At 44.2% G+C, this 16457-nt stretch carries 13 protein-coding genes; 3 read left to right on the top strand and 10 right to left on the bottom strand.

From position 1 onward, the window contains the following. Positions 1-130: 130 nt before the first annotated feature. Both manR and ybaK read right to left on the bottom strand, forming a co-directional pair. A complete protein-coding gene (gene manR / locus J7E26_RS10140; protein ID WP_214798257.1) occupies positions 131-2083 on the bottom strand; it encodes a mannose transport/utilization transcriptional regulator ManR in 1953 nt (650 codons plus the stop codon). A gap of 346 nt (positions 2084-2429) precedes the next feature. Then, on the bottom strand, positions 2430-2912 hold the full coding sequence (gene ybaK / locus J7E26_RS10135; protein WP_214798255.1) for a Cys-tRNA(Pro) deacylase: 483 nt from the start codon (positions 2910-2912) through the stop codon (positions 2430-2432). A gap of 348 nt (positions 2913-3260) precedes the next feature. Here ybaK and J7E26_RS10130 point away from each other — a divergent pair, with 348 nt between their 5' ends. Continuing rightward, a complete protein-coding gene (locus J7E26_RS10130; protein ID WP_214798253.1) occupies positions 3261-4067 on the top strand; it encodes an MBL fold metallo-hydrolase in 807 nt (268 codons plus the stop codon). Here J7E26_RS10130 and J7E26_RS10125 read toward each other — a convergent pair. Next, positions 4032-4547, bottom strand: coding sequence for a type 2 periplasmic-binding domain-containing protein (locus J7E26_RS10125; RefSeq protein ID WP_214798251.1), 516 nt, complete (start codon positions 4545-4547; stop codon positions 4032-4034). The two genes, J7E26_RS10130 and J7E26_RS10125, sit on opposite strands and share 36 nt — an antisense overlap. Before the next feature lie 323 nt (positions 4548-4870). On the opposite strand from J7E26_RS10125, the gene J7E26_RS10120 reads away from it, so the two are divergent. Continuing rightward, positions 4871-6088: an MFS transporter gene (locus J7E26_RS10120; protein WP_214798249.1), complete on the top strand. Its 1218-nt coding sequence runs from the start codon at positions 4871-4873 to the stop codon at positions 6086-6088. 142 nt (positions 6089-6230) lie between these two features. Here the strand turns inward: J7E26_RS10120 and J7E26_RS10115 are convergent, their stop codons facing one another. The 7 genes from J7E26_RS10115 to J7E26_RS10090 all read right to left on the bottom strand — a co-directional run bounded on the left by J7E26_RS10115 (position 6231) and on the right by J7E26_RS10090 (position 13196). Next, complete coding sequence (locus J7E26_RS10115; protein ID WP_214798247.1) at positions 6231-9389, bottom strand: bifunctional cytochrome P450/NADPH--P450 reductase; 3159 nt, start codon at positions 9387-9389, stop codon at positions 6231-6233. A 28-nt stretch (positions 9390-9417) separates the two neighbouring features. Then, a complete protein-coding gene (gene fatR, locus J7E26_RS10110; RefSeq protein ID WP_214798245.1) occupies positions 9418-9984 on the bottom strand; it encodes a transcriptional regulator FatR in 567 nt (188 codons plus the stop codon). A 209-nt stretch (positions 9985-10193) separates the two neighbouring features. Then, positions 10194-10733, bottom strand: coding sequence for a class I SAM-dependent methyltransferase (locus tag J7E26_RS10105; protein ID WP_214798243.1), 540 nt, complete (start codon positions 10731-10733; stop codon positions 10194-10196). Between the two features lie 173 nt (positions 10734-10906). Beyond that, positions 10907-11062, bottom strand: a complete 156-nt coding sequence (locus J7E26_RS18265) for a hypothetical protein (RefSeq protein WP_214798241.1) — start codon at positions 11060-11062, stop codon at positions 10907-10909. 172 nt (positions 11063-11234) lie between these two features. Further along, positions 11235-11375 (bottom strand): YrzI family small protein, encoded by a 141-nt coding sequence (locus tag J7E26_RS10100; protein ID WP_003152787.1) that lies wholly within the window; start codon positions 11373-11375, stop codon positions 11235-11237. Between the two features lie 389 nt (positions 11376-11764). Further along, positions 11765-12565 (bottom strand): formate/nitrite transporter family protein, encoded by an 801-nt coding sequence (locus J7E26_RS10095; protein ID WP_214798239.1) that lies wholly within the window; start codon positions 12563-12565, stop codon positions 11765-11767. Between the two features lie 262 nt (positions 12566-12827). Then, complete coding sequence (locus J7E26_RS10090) at positions 12828-13196, bottom strand: Na-translocating system protein MpsC family protein (protein WP_214798237.1); 369 nt, start codon at positions 13194-13196, stop codon at positions 12828-12830. Positions 13197-13501: 305 nt separating this feature from the next. On the opposite strand from J7E26_RS10090, the gene fdhF reads away from it, so the two are divergent. Beyond that, a complete protein-coding gene (fdhF, locus tag J7E26_RS10085; RefSeq protein ID WP_214798235.1) occupies positions 13502-16444 on the top strand; it encodes a formate dehydrogenase subunit alpha in 2943 nt (980 codons plus the stop codon). Positions 16445-16457 lie beyond the last annotated feature (13 nt).

Raw genomic sequence — 16457 nt, 5'->3', positions numbered from 1 at the left:
TGAATAACAAGAGCTTGTCTCAACTGTATACCGAAATCACGCCGTTATAATCGCTTTTTTTTACCATAGGTTCCGGAAATAAAGGCATTTTTCCCTATAAACAAAAAAAGCAGGGAATCAATCCCTGCTTTTAATAATTCAAATAAGATAAGAATGTCATGACGTTTGTTTCTTTCGTCAGCTTCTGGACGAAGGCCGGCTGCTCGCTAAGGTATGAAAGTTCACTAAACAGCTGCCTTGTCATGTTTTGATCCTCATGTTTGACAGCCAGCATAAAAACGAGGGATGCTTTTTCAGTCCCCCAATCAAGCGGCTCTTTTAGTGTGGCAATTGCAATTGCTGATTGTTTAATATATTTAGAGTTTGCATGAGGAATGGCAATACCTGCCCCAATATTTGTCGACGACATTTTTTCTCTCATAACCGCATGAACGGCATACTCTTTTTCAACATAGCCTTTCTCATACAAAGCTGTCGACAGTTGTTCAATGACCTTGTAGCGGTGCTCTGCCTCTTGCTGCAAAAAAACCAGAAAAGGAGTCGTATCGTTCAGCATCTTAAATGTTTTTTGTTTTTGGCGGTGCGATTCATCAAGCTGATGCATAAATATACTCAATTTCTTCTCATCAGAAGGCTCCAAAAGCGGTGATACAACAATATGGGGAATTGTTATCTTCTCCAGCACTACCGTAGAAACGACAAGATCTATATCCTCATGCTTTTTTGTAAATTCCGCTAAATCTGCTTTTGCGATACAGGCCAATACAGCAATTTGATGAAATTTTCGTTCAATTTTCATTCGCAGCAATTGTGACATTCCAATGCCCATATGACAGACGATGATCGCTTTTTTATGTTTCTCACTGTTGCGATGCAGCCGTTCGATCGCTGCCTGAAAATGCAGTGTCAAGTATGCTGCCTCTTCCTCAGGGATATAAAGATCGAACGTTTGATTGATGTCTTCCAGAACGTCGATGATAATATGAAACAAATAAGGGTACATTTTTTTGATGTCATTGAGCATGGGGTTTGATACAGAAAGATCGTAGCTCAGCCGCTTTAACACCGTATTAAGATGAATGTTCAATCCGTTGATCAAATCCTGATCTTTATGGAAATCCATCATTTTCAGCTCTGAAACACGATTGATTAAATGCCTTACAACTTTGGGAAGCTCAGAATTTTCAAGATCATTTATCTCTTCTTTTTGTAATGGATAACGAACTTTTCCGCCTAATATATGTAAAGTTAAATATACGGCTTCTTCTTCAGGAAAGCGGATTGCAAACACCGGTTCAAGCCGTTTTAAACAAGCTAGTGTCCATTGATATTCTTTCTTCTTTTTTACTGCGGCCAGTTGTCTTGGGGAAATCGAGATCGGCTGCTTCATTTTGATTCGGCGGATCATTAACAATGTATGCAGCAGTAAACTCTCAAACGTTTCATCTGTGAAATAGATAGAATGCTTTTTCTGTAATAATTTGAGTTCTTTCGTCACAAAGCCTGAATCATGACTTAAGAACTTGCTTTTAATAAATTGGCTTGTAAACTCCGTATTATCAGCCAAATCCGCTATTCTTGCCAGTGCTTTTCTTTTATTTTTTTCGTTTCCTTCAATTTTTAATCCAAGCCGCTGCTTAGAAACCAGTGTGAGGTCAAAACGCTTCAGCCACTCTTCAACCTCACATAAATCCTTTTTAATGGAAGCTCTATTAACAAAATGCTGAGCGGCAATTTCTTTTGCGGAAACATGCTTCGGATTCATTAATAAGTCATAAGCTATTTGCAGGATTCTTTCTTCATCAGTCTGCTGCCTGGAAATAAAATGTTCAGTATATAATTGCCGCCTTAACCAGGCCCTTTCCTGTTCCTCTATATTTAAAAAGACGCCTAGCCCCGGTTTGCGAATGAGGTGAGCATAAGAATGTTCATGCAGATAATCCTCGATCGTTTTCAAATCATTCCTGATCGTTTTTTCAGAACACTTTACCCTGTCTGCGAAATCTTGCACAACTAAATAGTCATCAGGTTCAGATAACAACAGATACAAAATCTCTTTTTGTCTTGTATTTATGTATTTCATCTGTCTTTTCTATCCTTCCTGTTAGTTTCCACTTAAACAATCATGATATTATAAATATATATCACCCACGTAACCGTTTACATTATATAGTAAAATAAAAGCTTCAAATGTTTCGCTTTTTACCGGAGGTTCCGGAAAAAAGCGTTTTTTGTTTCTATACAGCTGCTATTTTCATAGTGTTATATATGGGCGTTTTTTGTACAGTTCTCAATCCTTCATTCAAGTTTTCGTATCTTTTTTTCACTCTGTTTCTCCTTGAGGGCCTTTTATTATTACGCTGTATTCTCAAAGCTGTTTATAATGGAAGATTCGGTTTCCGTTCATTTAACAAGCAATTTAATTCGTATTACACAACTTCAATAAATTTCGCACGGCATACTTTGGCTAAATCTTTTGGCGCTACTTTCAGCTGCATTCCGATTTTTCCGGCACTGACAATGATAAAATCCAGCGTTTCGGAGGATGCATCAATATAAGTCGGGAACCTTTTTTTCATGCCGATCGGTGAGCAGCCGCCGCGTACATAGCCAGTCAGCCCCAGAAGTTCTTTCATTGCAATCATTTCTATTTTCTTCTCACCTATTACCTTAGCTGCCTTTTTTAGATCTAATTCCTTGGCAACGGGTACAACAAAGACGTAATAACGATCTGCTCCTGCTGTTGCAACCAATGTTTTATATACATGCTCGGCAGAATAGCCGATTTTTTCTGAAACAGAGATACCGTCTGACGGCTGCCCGCTTTCTGTTTTGTAACCTAACAACTCATAGGAGATTTTTTGCTGTTCAATGATACGGACAGCATTTGTTTTTTCCGTTTTTTTCGCCATGCTCTTCCCCCGCTATCAAATATTCCTGAATTTATTTATATCCTTCCGGCTAATATAAAAATAGTAACATCAGAGCTATCACCTCTTCTACTAACCTGCATCTTTCATTAAGCATGCTATGAATATAACCAAAAGGAATCCAATCAAGGATTCAGTGAAGATATCATTTTGATCTCCTTTGATCCCGCCGCGGCTAATCATTTTGAGACCGGTAGCTATAAAAAAGAGCCGGAGGCCGATCTGCGGCCCCTCTGTTTACGATTGATTGTCATCATATGCTGGATTTTCACAAAGAAACATGTTACAACAGAAAGTGAATGATTATTCACTCAAGAAGGAGGGTTCGCTTTGCTGTTTCGAAAAAAGATGGATACGGGGAACATCAAGGACATTCATTTTGCTAACGGATCGATACAGTTTCTGTCAGTGAAACTTAATGTGTACAGTTATGTAATGGATGGCATTCTGATTGATTCAGGCGCGCAATCATTAGCGCCGCTGTTTCAACAATTTTTTCAAACACAATCATTTGACGGACTATATTGCACACATATCCATGAGGATCATACAGGCGGTTGTGCCTGGCTGCAAAAACAGCGGAATATCCCGATTTATTTGAACCAGCTGTCTGTGTCTGAAGCAGCGGAATCAGGAAAATATCCTTTATACAGAAAGGTCTTTTGGGGAACGAGGCAGCCTTTTTACGCACAGGAATGCCCAGAAACATTTTCATCACGCCGTTACTCTTGGGAGACAATCTTCACCCCCGGCCATTCAAGAGATCATACAGCTTTTTTGAACCGTTCAACAGGGCAGCTTTTTTCCGGTGATTTATACGTAAGCAGAAAAACAAAGGTGGTGATGGAAACTGAATCCATTCCGCAGATGATCAAATCTATAGAATACATTCTCACCTTTGACTTCAAGGAAATGTTTTGCTGTCATGCCGGATATATTGAAGACGGGAAGGATATACTTCGGCAAAAACTGAATAATCTGCATGAAGTGACTGATCAAGTCCGGCAATTGCATGAGAAAGGGATGCCGGCCGACGAGATTCATCAGCTTCTATTTCCCCGCAAGTATCCGATTACCTTCTTTTCGAAAGGACAATGGGATTCAAAACATATCGTCACTTCCATTTTGAAGGAATGACTGTTCAGTACGCTTTTTGTAATACTCCGCCGCAAACTGCTTAAAACGTTCCGCAGCCGGAGAGAGAGCCTGGTTTTTCAACTGAACCAAGGCAATTGTGCGTTCGCATTTATAATCGCGACCGGAAGAAAAACGAACGAAAAATATTGATGCTCCGCGGTTTTCGGCAGCACTGCAGCTCCTAAAAAACTGCGGCTCTAATATGGATGCAACTTCCTCACATTCAAATGCGAGATGCGGGTGAATATTCAAAACCCGGCACATCAGATCAAACAAATACTTCAGCCCGTATCCCGGTTTAAATCCGACAAAATCCTCGTCCTGCATCTCCTTCATTTTAAATGCGTTTTTCCGCCGCAAGCGGGTGCGTCTCAGGAAGCACCAGTTAAAGAGGCTCTTTCTCAAGCACCGTCCATTGCAAAAGCCGCCGGGGAGCGGCGGCGACCTGATGCAGATATCCGCATCCCCCTTTTTCCCCATTTTGCGAAGCGTTTCATTTGCTCCTTGATAGAGGTTACATTCGGATACTGCTTTTTAAACTCGGCAATCAACTGAGGCATTAATCGCAAACCGAGCGTGTGTAGAAATATACAGATATTTCGCTATGTTCCAGATTCATATTTTTTTTGACTTGTTCAATGCCCTCATTTAAAGTGCGCCGGGCTTGTTTTGCTTTTATCAGAAACTTCCTCCCCTTCTTTATAACTCAAACGCATTAATATAATAGTTATTATAAATTAGACACATCGTAATGAAAAGCGTACGATACATATATAACCATCAGCAAGAAAAGAGGGACATTCATGACGTTTATACAGCCTCATACAAAGGCCTACAGGCAGGCCAGCTTGGCGCTGTTTATCAGCGGCTTTGTGACATTTGCCACGCTTTACACGACACAGCCGCTTTTGCCTTTGTTTTCTGAGGAATTTCATATTTCTGCGGCAGCTGCCAGCTTAACCTTATCCATCTCTACAGCAGTATTGGCGTTTTCGTTATTAGCCGCAGCTTCATTATCTGACAGGTTCGGAAGAAAAAGATTAATGGTCCTCTCATTATCTGCCACGTCTATTCTCGGTCTGTTAACAGCCTTCAGTCCGGCTTTTCCGGCGCTTTTGGCGATGAGAGGGCTGCTCGGCATTTTCTTGGCAGGCGTTCCGGCTGTCGCCATGACGTATGTAGGCGAGGAGTTCGATCCTAAAGGCCTTGGGAAAATGATGGGCCTGTATATCAGCGGCACAAGCATCGGGGGAATGAGCGGCAGGCTCTTAACGGGGCTTCTGACAGATTTATTCGGCTGGCGGCAGGCGCTTGGCATCATCGGCATTCTTTCTATCGTGTTAAGCTTTTTATTTTGGCGCTCCCTTCCCGCTCCGCGCCATTCCGAAAAACGGGGCGTGAGCTTGAAGACGGCCCTCAAGGAATACGGGGCGGTCTTTCATCACAAACGGCTCCTTTTGTTAATTTCGTTAGGGTTTATATTAATGGGGAGTTTTGTAACCTTATATAATTATATCGGTTTTCAATTAATGGCGGCTCCTTATCATTTGTCACAAACCTTGATTGGATTTATTTTCGTTGTATATCTCGCGGGGACCTTCAGTTCTGTTTATATGGGGAAAAAAGCGGATCTGTTCGGCAGTTCCAAGATGATTAAGATTGCCATTTTCGTTATGCTGGCCGGCGCAGTCATCACCCTTTTGCCTCAGCTGACGCTTAAAATCGCAGGGATTGCTGTCTTTACATTCGGTTTCTTCGGGGCGCATTCCATTGCAAGCTCCTGGGTCGGCCGCGCCGCCGGTGATCATCGCGCGCAAGCCTCTTCTTTATACCTGCTTTTCTATTATATCGGTTCAAGCGTCGCGGGGTCATTTGGCGGGTTCTTTTGGACGCATTTTCAGTGGCTCGGCATTATTGCATTTATCTCGGTTATGCTTTTGCTTTCTTATCCGATTTTATTTTTGGCCGGGTTTCAAAAAAACGAACGGGACTGTTTTCATTTAAACAAACAAAAACGTTAAAGTTTTTGCGCCTTTGGTCCGATAATAAGAATAAGGCCGGCACGATACTCCCTATAACTATTCCTTTTGATTCAGTAGATTTCAAATATCGTGCCGGCTTTCTTCATTGTATGACGTCAGTCAGATGTGATGTCTTTCTCCTTTACACACCCGCCCAAACATCTTTCGCATATCTTCCTTCCGTTTGCAGCTTCTCAAGCCACTTCAGCGAAGCATTTCTATCGGTGTCCTGTACACTTTCATATGCACGCAGCAATACATTTTCCACAGCCGGGGCCATTTTGCTTCCGTCTCCGCATATATAGAGATGGGCTCCTTCATCAAGAAGCGCAATGATCTGTGAAGCCTCATGGTGCAGCATATCCTGTACATATACTTTACAATTCTGATCTAAGCGTGAATATGCCCGGTGCACAGTGACAAGCCCTGATTGCTCAGCTTGAATAAATTCATCCTTATAAAGATCGTCCTCTTCAGGGTGCCGGCAGCCGAAGTATAAATGAGCTTCGCCAAGGCTTTTTCCCGCCGCTTTTTCGGCAGCGCGCGCTTGGATGAACCCTCTGAATGGCGCGATTCCCGTGCCCGCTCCCACCATAATAAGAGGAGCCACTGTATTTTCAGGCAATTCGAACCCGGATTGCGGAGAACGGATGAAGCAGACTGCACGATCTCCCTCCTGTAATCCGGCTAAATAATTCGAAGCGACGCCCCGGTATTCACCCCGGCCGCTCCAAGACGGGGCCGTCACGACGCCGACCGTTATACTCACCTTCTCACTGCCGGCCTTTGGCGAACTGGAAATGGAATAATAGCGCGCTTTCAATGACGGAAGAAGTTCTAAAAACCGTTCAAACGGCATTTCACATGCCGGATAATCTTCTAAAAGGTCCAGCATCGTAATTCGTTTTTTCAGCACGTTTTCTTTGTATGCCGTACCGTCAGAATGAAGATGTTCCAACTCCTTCTGGTGCGGCGGGCAAACCGTGTATGCCGCAAGCTCACGAAGCTGCGCTCTTGTTGCCGGTTCCTGCAATTCCACATGTGACGCCAGCAGCTCTGAGGCATTGACGGGACGGTCCATCGGCAGATGAGGAACATGACGCCCGCTGATTTTAAAGAGCTGATGCGGGTCCAGACCGAAACGGCGTATCACGCGGTTTATGAGTTCATCACTGTTTTTCGGCAGCACACCGAGATGGCCCCCTTCTTGATACACTTCCGTTTCAGGAAGAAGCAGCTCAATGTGCCGGACAGACCGCGTACTGTTTCCTGTATGAAGCTCTTTATTTTTTATGACTTTCGCTTCAAACGCGTCATACGTTTTGGCAAGCGGCGTTTCAATCGCTTCATTCACAAACTCAATTGATAATAATGATCTATTTTGCTGTTCAGTGACATTTTCCAAATCAAAAGCCTTGATGATGTCTTGCCAAAACAAGTTCTCCCATGCTTCCTGACTGCTCTCAAAATCGTCGGCTCCGTCTCCTTCACCGATAGATGTGAGACGTTTTGCCCCTTTTAACTCAAGCGTTTTGTCTATAAGGCGGGGAATCCGCTGGTATGTGCTCGCCCAGTTGCGGTTTCCGCAGCCGAAGACGGCATATGAAACGCCATCCAAATCATGATCTTCAAGCGTATCCATCCACTTCACAAATCCTGCTGCATTATCAGGCGGAGCTCCGTTATATGAAGCCGTTACAATGACAACCGCCCCTTCAGAAGGCAGCTTTCCGATATAATCATCAAGCGGAGCCGTTTCGGTTGCAAAACCTTTGCTGCGGCCGATATCTGCGAGTTCTTCCGCGATTCCTTCCGCAGTGCCTAAATTTGATCCGTAAAGCACGAGAAGCGGAGTTCCGTGAGCCGGTATATCTTTCGGGACCTCTTTGGTACCGCTCGTCTCGGCTTGTTTCTCTGGTACAGGCTGAAGCGGGACGTCCTTCTTTTTCACCCGAATGGTAAAGTCGCCAGGCTTAATCGTTAAGGCTTCTTTAATGGATAGCTCATAATGTTTGTGATCAATCAGCTCAAAGTGCTTTAAGACGAGTCCGAGCACCATTGTCGCTTCATGCAGGGCAAACTGCATCCCGATGCATGCACGCTTTCCGTTTCCGAAAGGCTTATAGGCGTGATTCGGAATCGCAGCGGGATCGCTGAAACGCTCCGGACGGAACAATTCTGCATCTTCTCCCCACGCGCTTTTATCACGATGTAATTGCGGCGTTAAAATCGTCACCGGCTGCCCTTTCTCAATCGGATATTTCCCGCCAAGAACCGTATCTTCCTTCGCATATAATGAAAAGGCCGGAGCCGTAGGATAAAGCCGCAATGTCTCGTTTAACACCATGCGGATATATTTTAACTGCTGAATCTGCTTATAATCAGGGAGGTCTCCCGTTAATACCTGTGCGGCCTCCTGACTGGCTTTTTCTAATTTATCTTTGTTTTTCAGCAGACAGCAGATCGCAAAGGAAAGCAGCCCGCTTGTGGTTTCATGCCCTGCGATCAAAAACGTAATAATTTGATAGCGGATATTTTCATCATCCAGCGTTTCGCCCGTTACCGGGTCTTTGGCATCAAGCATCAATGACAAGAGGTCAGTCAGGTTCTCATCCGGGTTTTCCCTCCGCTCGGCTATGATCTTATCAACAAGCGAATTCATCACTTCGATATCTTGCTGGAATTGATGTCTTGTTTTGACCATCAGCTTATCTTGAAGGCTGTGCCTTTGAGATTGGCGCATCGACTCTTGCAGCGCGCGAAGCATGCTTATAATGAAAGGATGCTGTGTGTCGCGGTAAAAGCTGTTAAAACGAAAATGAAATCCGCACAGCCCGATTGTATCTAAAGTCAGGCGCGTCATATCTTCAGCGACATCAATCTCTTCTTTCGGATTCAGTCTGCTCCATTTTTGTACGAGCTGCATTGCAATATCCAGCATCATAGAATGATAGCCTTTCATTGCTTTTTGGCTGAAGCTCGGCAATAAAATCCGATGTGCTTTCTGCCAGTTCTTCTCGTTTGACCAGCTTGTAAATAATCCGTCACCGGCAAACTCCCGTACTTTCAGCAATCCTTTGCCGAGGTTTTTGTCAAATCTTGATTCATCACACACTTCAGCTGCCAGTTCATGGCCTGATACGAACACCGCAGCAGAGCTTGGAAATTCAAAACGGAAAATCGGACCGTATTCTTCGGCGATTTTCCAAAGCGATTGCGCCAGTTTCTCTTTTTCTATATGGGGGAGATTTTTAAGTGGTCCGTACGTTTTCGGCTGAGGTATAGCGTTCAATTGTGTCATATTGTTCTTCCTTCCCTTCGGCGATTAGTTAATGATTCCTGATAGCATCCCAGCAGCACTGCTCTAATTCTTTCAGAAATGGCTTTGTCGTCTCAACGCTGCCCGTTCGGACCAGCTGATAGAGTTTGAGATAAGCGCCGAGCACGATCGCCATCAGCACATTCGACGGCAAATTGCGAAGCACCCCCTCAGACTTGCCGCGCTGAAAATATTCGCCCAGCATCTTTGTTAATTCATCAAGGAGCTTATGACTCGTTTCATTTAAAAAGTAAGCATCCTTATTCGTTTCAAGGAAAAATAGCGCATACTCACTTTCCTTCGTAAAATCAATGAGACAATAAAAAAGATGCTGAAACCCTTCTCTTACAGATATTTTTGAAAAATCAGTTTTGAATTTTTCAGTAAAACGCTGAACGCTTTCCTGATAGAGAACATTCACAAGCGTTTCTTTACTGTCGAAGTAACGGTAGATCGTTCCAGTTCCGACATCGGCCTGAGCGGCAATCATCGGAATTGTCGTCGCGTCAAAGCCTCTTTCAGTGAACAGAGTGAGCGATGCTTTCATAATGAGATCAACCTTGTTTGAAGATGTCATTACACCCCTCCCTTTCAAATAGGAATGAATATTCATTCCGCTTGTTCAAAAATATATAACATAAGGTCATCTGATTATCATTGTATAAGAAAAAAACCTTTTTTAATATACAATATATCTGAAAAAATCGAAAATAAGAAAATATGCCCAATTTATTAAAAAGAGCTGCAATGACTTATGCAGCTCAATTTATTTCCCGAGAAATGATTCTATTTAATGGCAGTAATAAAATGGAATGAATCTCTGCTGACAACTGAAATCTCTCTGAAATATTGATCGCGCAGCAGCTGAATTACGTCTTTTTCACTTAATTCAGATGGCTGAAGGACAATGTACAAGCAGCCGTCGATTTGAAGCACGCGGTACACTTCTTTTAATGCAAGCTGGTAATCACTGACCGTTTCAGCAGTATGTAAAGAAAATACTTTATGAAAGCTGCGGTCATCAAACGGGATGCTTTCAGGGCGCCCCAGCTGGATGTCTCCCGTTCCGGCCTTTATGGCGGAACGGTTTGCGCGTGCCGTTTTTCGCAGTTTTCTTTTCGAAGATTCTATGCTTTTTAAACTGCCTTTTTCAAGCTGTCCGATTATTTTTTTAAATACCTTTCCGTTTCCGGTTCCAATTTCCAGAATGCGGTCATGTTCCTGTATATCCATCATAATTTGCTGAATGACTGTTTGTGCTGGTTCTGATTTTGCCAAGTATTTCGCGCGCATTCTTTTTAATGCTGAAGATGTGTGTTGCAACATTGTATAACACCCGCTTTTCTTTTCCTGTCATTTTAGTATTTAAAGATAATAATCACCTCGTATTAGTATGAGGTACTAATTAGACGCATTTCTTTTGATAAACGTTTCGATTTATTTGAAATTTACATTAGTTTTCATAAAAAAAGACGGAAAACGTAGGTTTTCCGTCTGCTCTAGTACCAATAATAAGGTGATATATATCCTCTTTGCCAGGAAATCGCCGCCATTCTTTGCCGGCGATACGGGTTGCCATAGCCGTGTTTAAAAGAGTGGGGCATTGACGCATACCCGTGTCCGATGGATGGAAGTCTGTTCTGGTCGTCCTGCACGCCATCACCTGCTTACCTATTTTTCTTACTTTACCATCGTATGCAGGCCGGCTGCTCAGTGACAGCAGAATTCAGCTAAACCTGGTCCTTCTCCATTGTATAATGAATCAACAGCTCAATTCTGAACATTGTCATCTCCTCCTTCTTCTCCATTTTGTCTCTTGCGGCTGGTTTAGTTCATATAAAAGTGTTTCAGCTGGCGTTCTTTCGCTTCATTATAGAACTCCTCGACTTGCTGTTCTCGTTCATACTCTTCAGCGCTTTTAAAACGTTTTGAAATGGTTAGTGTTAAAAAGAAAAGGTTAATGGTCATCATCGCTCACCCCCTTTCATTGTCCGCACAAGCGAAAATAACCCGCAGCAAAGTCAACACGTGCCGCGGGCAGACTGAATCCGCAGACAAAAGAAGACTGTCGCTTCTTTAACCTGCGGGGAGCTGCGAATGTCCTGATACTCCAAATTAACGTGCAGAATGGGCAGAGGTTAAGGAAGGACACGAACTCTTCCACAGGCTGAATCGATTCGAATTTAGGTTCGGCTTGCTGTTTAACGAAGACATTTGATCCAACCTCCCTTTGCTTTTTCTTCCTTTGTAAGTATATCCACCAAATACCAATTTGTAAACATTTTTTTCAAGATTTGGACTGAAAATGTGCTGGATTTCCACTTCAATTGTCCTTGTTATCCGTCAGCTTTCTTATGTCAGGAAGCTTTTTTCATACCTTGTTTTTCGCGGTCTTTTTTCGAATAAGCAATAAAATAAATAAGGCCTACAAACACCGCGCCGCCGATGACATTTCCGATAAAAGCCGGGATCAGATTGCCGATAAGCCCGCCCCATGTAAAAGAGCCTGCAAAAATGGCGGCGGGAATGATAAACATGTTGGCGACAACGTGCTGGAAACCAATCGCAACAAACGCCATGATCGGGAACCATATGCCCGCGATTTTCCCCGCTCCGTCTTCCGCGCCGAAAGAAAGCCATACGGCAAGGCAGACAAGCCAGTTACAGCCGACAGCCGAAACAAGCACTTTTCCAAACGGCATATCCAGTTTTCCTTGTGCGACCGCAATCGTTTTCTCCAAATAAGGACCTGTTTCTGTTAATCCGACGACATGGCCGAAAAAGTAAGCGACAAACAGCGCCCCGACGAGATTCATTAACGTAATGATGATCCAGTTTTTGACCAGCGCTCCGGCTGAAATTCTTTTAGAAAACAGCGACATGGCCACCACCATCATATTTCCCGTAATCAATTCGGCTCCGGCAAGAACGACGAGCACCAATCCGACCGGGAATACGGCCGCACCGATTAAACTTGACAGACTGCCCCATTCTTTCGGAAGGTCACCGATTACGCGAATATCAAGCAAATAACCGAAGGCGATAAATGCCCCTCCTAAAAATCCTAATACAAGCAGCGAAGAAAGTGGTGAATTTACTTTTTTCACCCCTGCTTCGACCGCAAGCTCCGCTATTTCGTTCGGTTTACGAAAAGCCATCATTAAACCCCTCCATTATCAATTCATCCGGCAGTTTTCAAAAGGAACTCAATAAAAAAGGCAGCATTCAAATAGCCCGTCAGAAACGGGGTTTGAATGCTGCCTAACTTGTATGCATACCCATACAACAATATCAAGCAGAATTAAAATATGCGATATAGAATATATACAGACCATGCACACATTCCATGAATTCGTCCTTGTACCACTGCTAGCAGTCATATCATATCAAATGTGACAATTTCATGTCAATTGAATTTTTTCAGCTTTTGATTTCTTCTCTGTGCTCTTCAATTGTTCGGTCAAATACAAATACAGACACCGCAATATTCTCTTCGATCTTGATGTCTGAAAACAGATGAACGAGCTTTGCGCCGATGAGCTCTTCCAAGCCCTCTGGCGTTTTTTGTGAATACAGCTCCTGAATTAGACTCGTCCGCGCTGCATGAACCATTTCTCTCCCCTCTGGCGTGCGGGCGATAAACTGCTCACTTGCGCTTAAATTGCCGTAAAGCGTTGACACCGCCATGTTCTCCACAAAAACGGTATGAATGCGCTCCGGACCTTTTCCGAATAATTCTTTGCGCAATTTGCGGATGATATCGTTAAACTCATGAATTTTTTTAGACATATTGTCCCCCTCCGATTCAAGCCTATGAAAGACATTCCCGGTTCCCCTTGTGACATTTCACCTGGTTAAAGTTTTCCTTTCGTATTGTATTATAATAAATATCATCTTATAATAAAAGCAGTGTTGATGGATTTGTAATAGGAAACGTGTTATGAATCTATCGTTTTTATACAAATTGGATTGGTCTGTTAGTAAGGCTTGCTAGTGAACTATTCCGCCATGCGTGTTTATACTGACTTCTGGACAAGAGGCCGGTGTATATGTGCATGGCTTTTTTCGAGTTTAAAAATGGAGGGGAATTGGAAGTGACAGACGTTCAGTCTATCCGTGTCAATATTGATGGCACCGAGTACAAAGCACCAGAGGGGTCTAAAATTTTAGATATTTTGAATCAAAACGGCATTGACATTCCGCAAATATGCCATGTACCGGAAGTAGATCCGATTCAAACATGTGATACATGTATTGTGGAAGTGAATGGAAAATTACAGCGCTCCTGCTCTACAATTGCCGAAAACGGAATGTCTATTTCGCTCACGGCAGGCAGAGTGAAAGAGGCGCAGACAGAAGCAATGGACCGCCTGCTTGAAAACCACTTGCTTTACTGTACGGTTTGCGATAACAACAACGGAAACTGTACGCTGCATAATACGGCGGAAATGATGGGCATTGAACATCAAAAATACCCGTATACGCCGAAGGATGATTCGAAGTGTGCAGTGGATATGTCTCACCCGTTTTACCGCTATGATCCGAACCAATGTATCGCCTGCGGGCAATGTGTTGAAGTATGCCAAAACCTGCAGGTGAATGAAACCCTTTCAATTGATTGGGAGCGCGAGCGTCCGCGTGTCATTTGGGATGAAGGCGTCGCGATTAATGAATCGTCCTGCGTCAGCTGCGGCCAGTGTGTCACAGTCTGCCCTTGTAATGCGCTGATGGAAAAATCAATGCTCGGTCAAGCCGGATTTATGACAGGCATAAAACAAGATGTCATGGAGCCGATGATTGATTTAGTTAAAAATGTGGAGCCTGACTACACAAGCATCTTCGCCGTTTCAGAAGTGGAAGCCGCTATGCGCGATACACGGACGAAAAAAACTAAAACGGTCTGCACGTTCTGCGGAGTCGGATGTTCATTTGAAGTATGGACGAAAGGCCGCGACATTCTTAAAATCCAGCCCGTTTCGGACGCGCCGGTTAATGCCATTTCAACTTGTGTAAAAGGGAAATTCGGCTGGGACTTCGTGAATTCAGAGGAACGGATTACAAAACCGCTTATCCGAAAAAACGGAACATTTGTTGAGTCTTCATGGGAAGAAGCGCTTGACCTTGTTGCTGAAAAACTGGGAGCTATCAAAACGGAGCACGGCAAAGGTTCTGTCGGTTTCATTTCTTCCTCTAAAATAACGAATGAAGATAACTACGTGATTCAAAAATTGGCGCGTCAGGTATTTGAAACAAACAACGTGGATAACTGCTCCCGCTACTGCCAGTCTCCGGCGACGGACGGTTTATTCCGCACCGTCGGTATGGGCGGAGACGCAGGCACGATCAAAGATATTGCAAAAGCCGGGCTTGTAATCATTGTCGGCGCCAATCCGGCTGAAGGACATCCGGTTCTTGCCACGCGCGTAAAACGCGCCCATAAACTGCACGGCCAAAAATTAATTGTTGCCGATCTGCGCAGAAATGAAATGGCAGAACGATCTGACATCTTTATCAGTCCGAAACAAGGGACTGACCAGGTCTGGCTTATGGCGGTAACGAAATATATGATCGATCAGGGCTGGCATGACCAAGCGTTTATTGATGAAAACGTCAACTACTTTGAAGATTATAAAGAAACGCTGAAAAAATATACATTAGATTATGCGGAAAGCATCACCGGGCTTTCTAAAGAAACCATTATCAGCATTGCCGAGATGATTCGTGATGCTGACGGCACATGTGTCCTGTGGGGGATGGGCGTTACCCAAAATACAGGCGGTTCCGATACGTCTGCGGCGATTTCCAACCTGCTGCTTGCGACCGGAAACTACCGCCGTCCTGGTGCGGGCGCGTATCCGCTTCGGGGCCATAACAACGTTCAAGGTGCTTGTGATATGGGAACATTGCCGGGCTGGCTTCCGGGATATCAGCATATTACCGATGATGAAGCACGCGCGAAATTCGAAGAGGCCTACGGTGTTGACATTGACGGCAAACCGGGTCTCGATAATATCGAAATGCTTCATGCCATTGAAGAAGGCAAAATGAAAGCCATGTACCTTGTCGGTGAAGACATGGCGCTGGTGGATTCAAACGCCAACCATGTCCATGATATCTTATCAAGCCTTGATTTCTTTGTGGTGCAGGATATTTTCCTTTCCAGAACTGCGCAATACGCGGATGTGATCTTACCTGCCGTTCCTTCTCTTGAAAAAGACGGAACATTTACCAATACAGAACGCCGTGTACAAAGATTGTATCAGGCGCTTCCGACGCTCGGCGACGCAAAACCAGATTGGTGGATTATTCAAGAGGTCGCCAATCGTTTGGGGGCTGACTGGAATTACACTCATCCAAGCGACATTTTCTCAGAAATGGCGAGCCTTTCTCCGCTGTTTGGAAAAGCAAGCTATGACGTTCTTGAAGGCTGGAGCAGTTTCTTATGGGGGAGCTTCACCGGAGAAAGCACTCCGCTTCTTTATGAAAACGGCTTTAACTTCCCTGACAAAAAAGCCCGTTTTGCGCTGAGCGACTGGGTGGAGCCTGCCGTATTCCCTGAGGAATATGACCTTCATATTAACAACGGCCGGATGCTTGAGCATTTCCACGAAGGAAATATGACGAACAAATCAAAAGGCATCCAGTCTAAAGTGCCGGACGTATTCGTTGAAGTGTCACCGGAGCTGGCGGCTGAACGCGGGATTTGCGACGGAACGCTGATCCGCCTCGTCTCTCCTTTTGGCGCGGTTAAATTAAATGCGCTTGTGACAGACCGTGTCCGTGCAAATGAGCTGTACCTGCCGATGAACTCAACGGATAAAGATTCGGCGATTAACTTCCTGACAGGACCTGCATATGATTCACGCACGCATACGCCTGCCTACAAGCAGACAAAGGTCCGCATGGAAGTGCTCGGCTCCTGCGACACTCCGCCGCTGCCGAAAACAAATCCAAGGAACAAAAAACGCCATCCGCAAAACGGCGTTGAAGCGGAGCGAAAATGGAATCGTCCGGGGTATGTTCATTTAACCGATTAAGGAAAGGAGGAAA

The organism is Bacillus sp. ISL-51, from assembly GCF_018613535.1.
In the GTDB taxonomy this organism is placed as follows: domain Bacteria; phylum Bacillota; class Bacilli; order Bacillales; family Bacillaceae; genus Bacillus.
This window is presented reverse-complemented; position numbering and strand designations above follow the sequence as displayed.

Bases quoted from the DNA above. Each gene is read 5' to 3' on its own strand.
- J7E26_RS10100 (WP_003152787.1), bottom strand. From the start codon at position 11,375: ATGACCATTAACCTTTTCTTTTTAACACTAACCATTTCAAAACGTTTT.
- ybaK (WP_214798255.1), bottom strand. From the start codon at position 2,912: ATGGCGAAAAAAACGGAAAAAACAAATGCTGTCCGTATCATTGAACAG.
- J7E26_RS10105 (WP_214798243.1), bottom strand. From the start codon at position 10,733: ATGTTGCAACACACATCTTCAGCATTAAAAAGAATGCGCGCGAAATAC.
- fatR (WP_214798245.1), bottom strand. From the start codon at position 9,984: ATGACATCTTCAAACAAGGTTGATCTCATTATGAAAGCATCGCTCACT.
- J7E26_RS10115 (WP_214798247.1), bottom strand. From the start codon at position 9,389: ATGACACAATTGAACGCTATACCTCAGCCGAAAACGTACGGACCACTT.
- J7E26_RS10120 (WP_214798249.1), top strand. From the start codon at position 4,871: ATGACGTTTATACAGCCTCATACAAAGGCCTACAGGCAGGCCAGCTTG.
- manR (WP_214798257.1), bottom strand. From the start codon at position 2,083: ATGAAATACATAAATACAAGACAAAAAGAGATTTTGTATCTGTTGTTA.
- J7E26_RS10095 (WP_214798239.1), bottom strand. From the start codon at position 12,565: ATGGCTTTTCGTAAACCGAACGAAATAGCGGAGCTTGCGGTCGAAGCA.
- J7E26_RS10090 (WP_214798237.1), bottom strand. From the start codon at position 13,196: ATGTCTAAAAAAATTCATGAGTTTAACGATATCATCCGCAAATTGCGC.
- J7E26_RS10125 (WP_214798251.1), bottom strand. From the start codon at position 4,547: ATGGGGAAAAAGGGGGATGCGGATATCTGCATCAGGTCGCCGCCGCTC.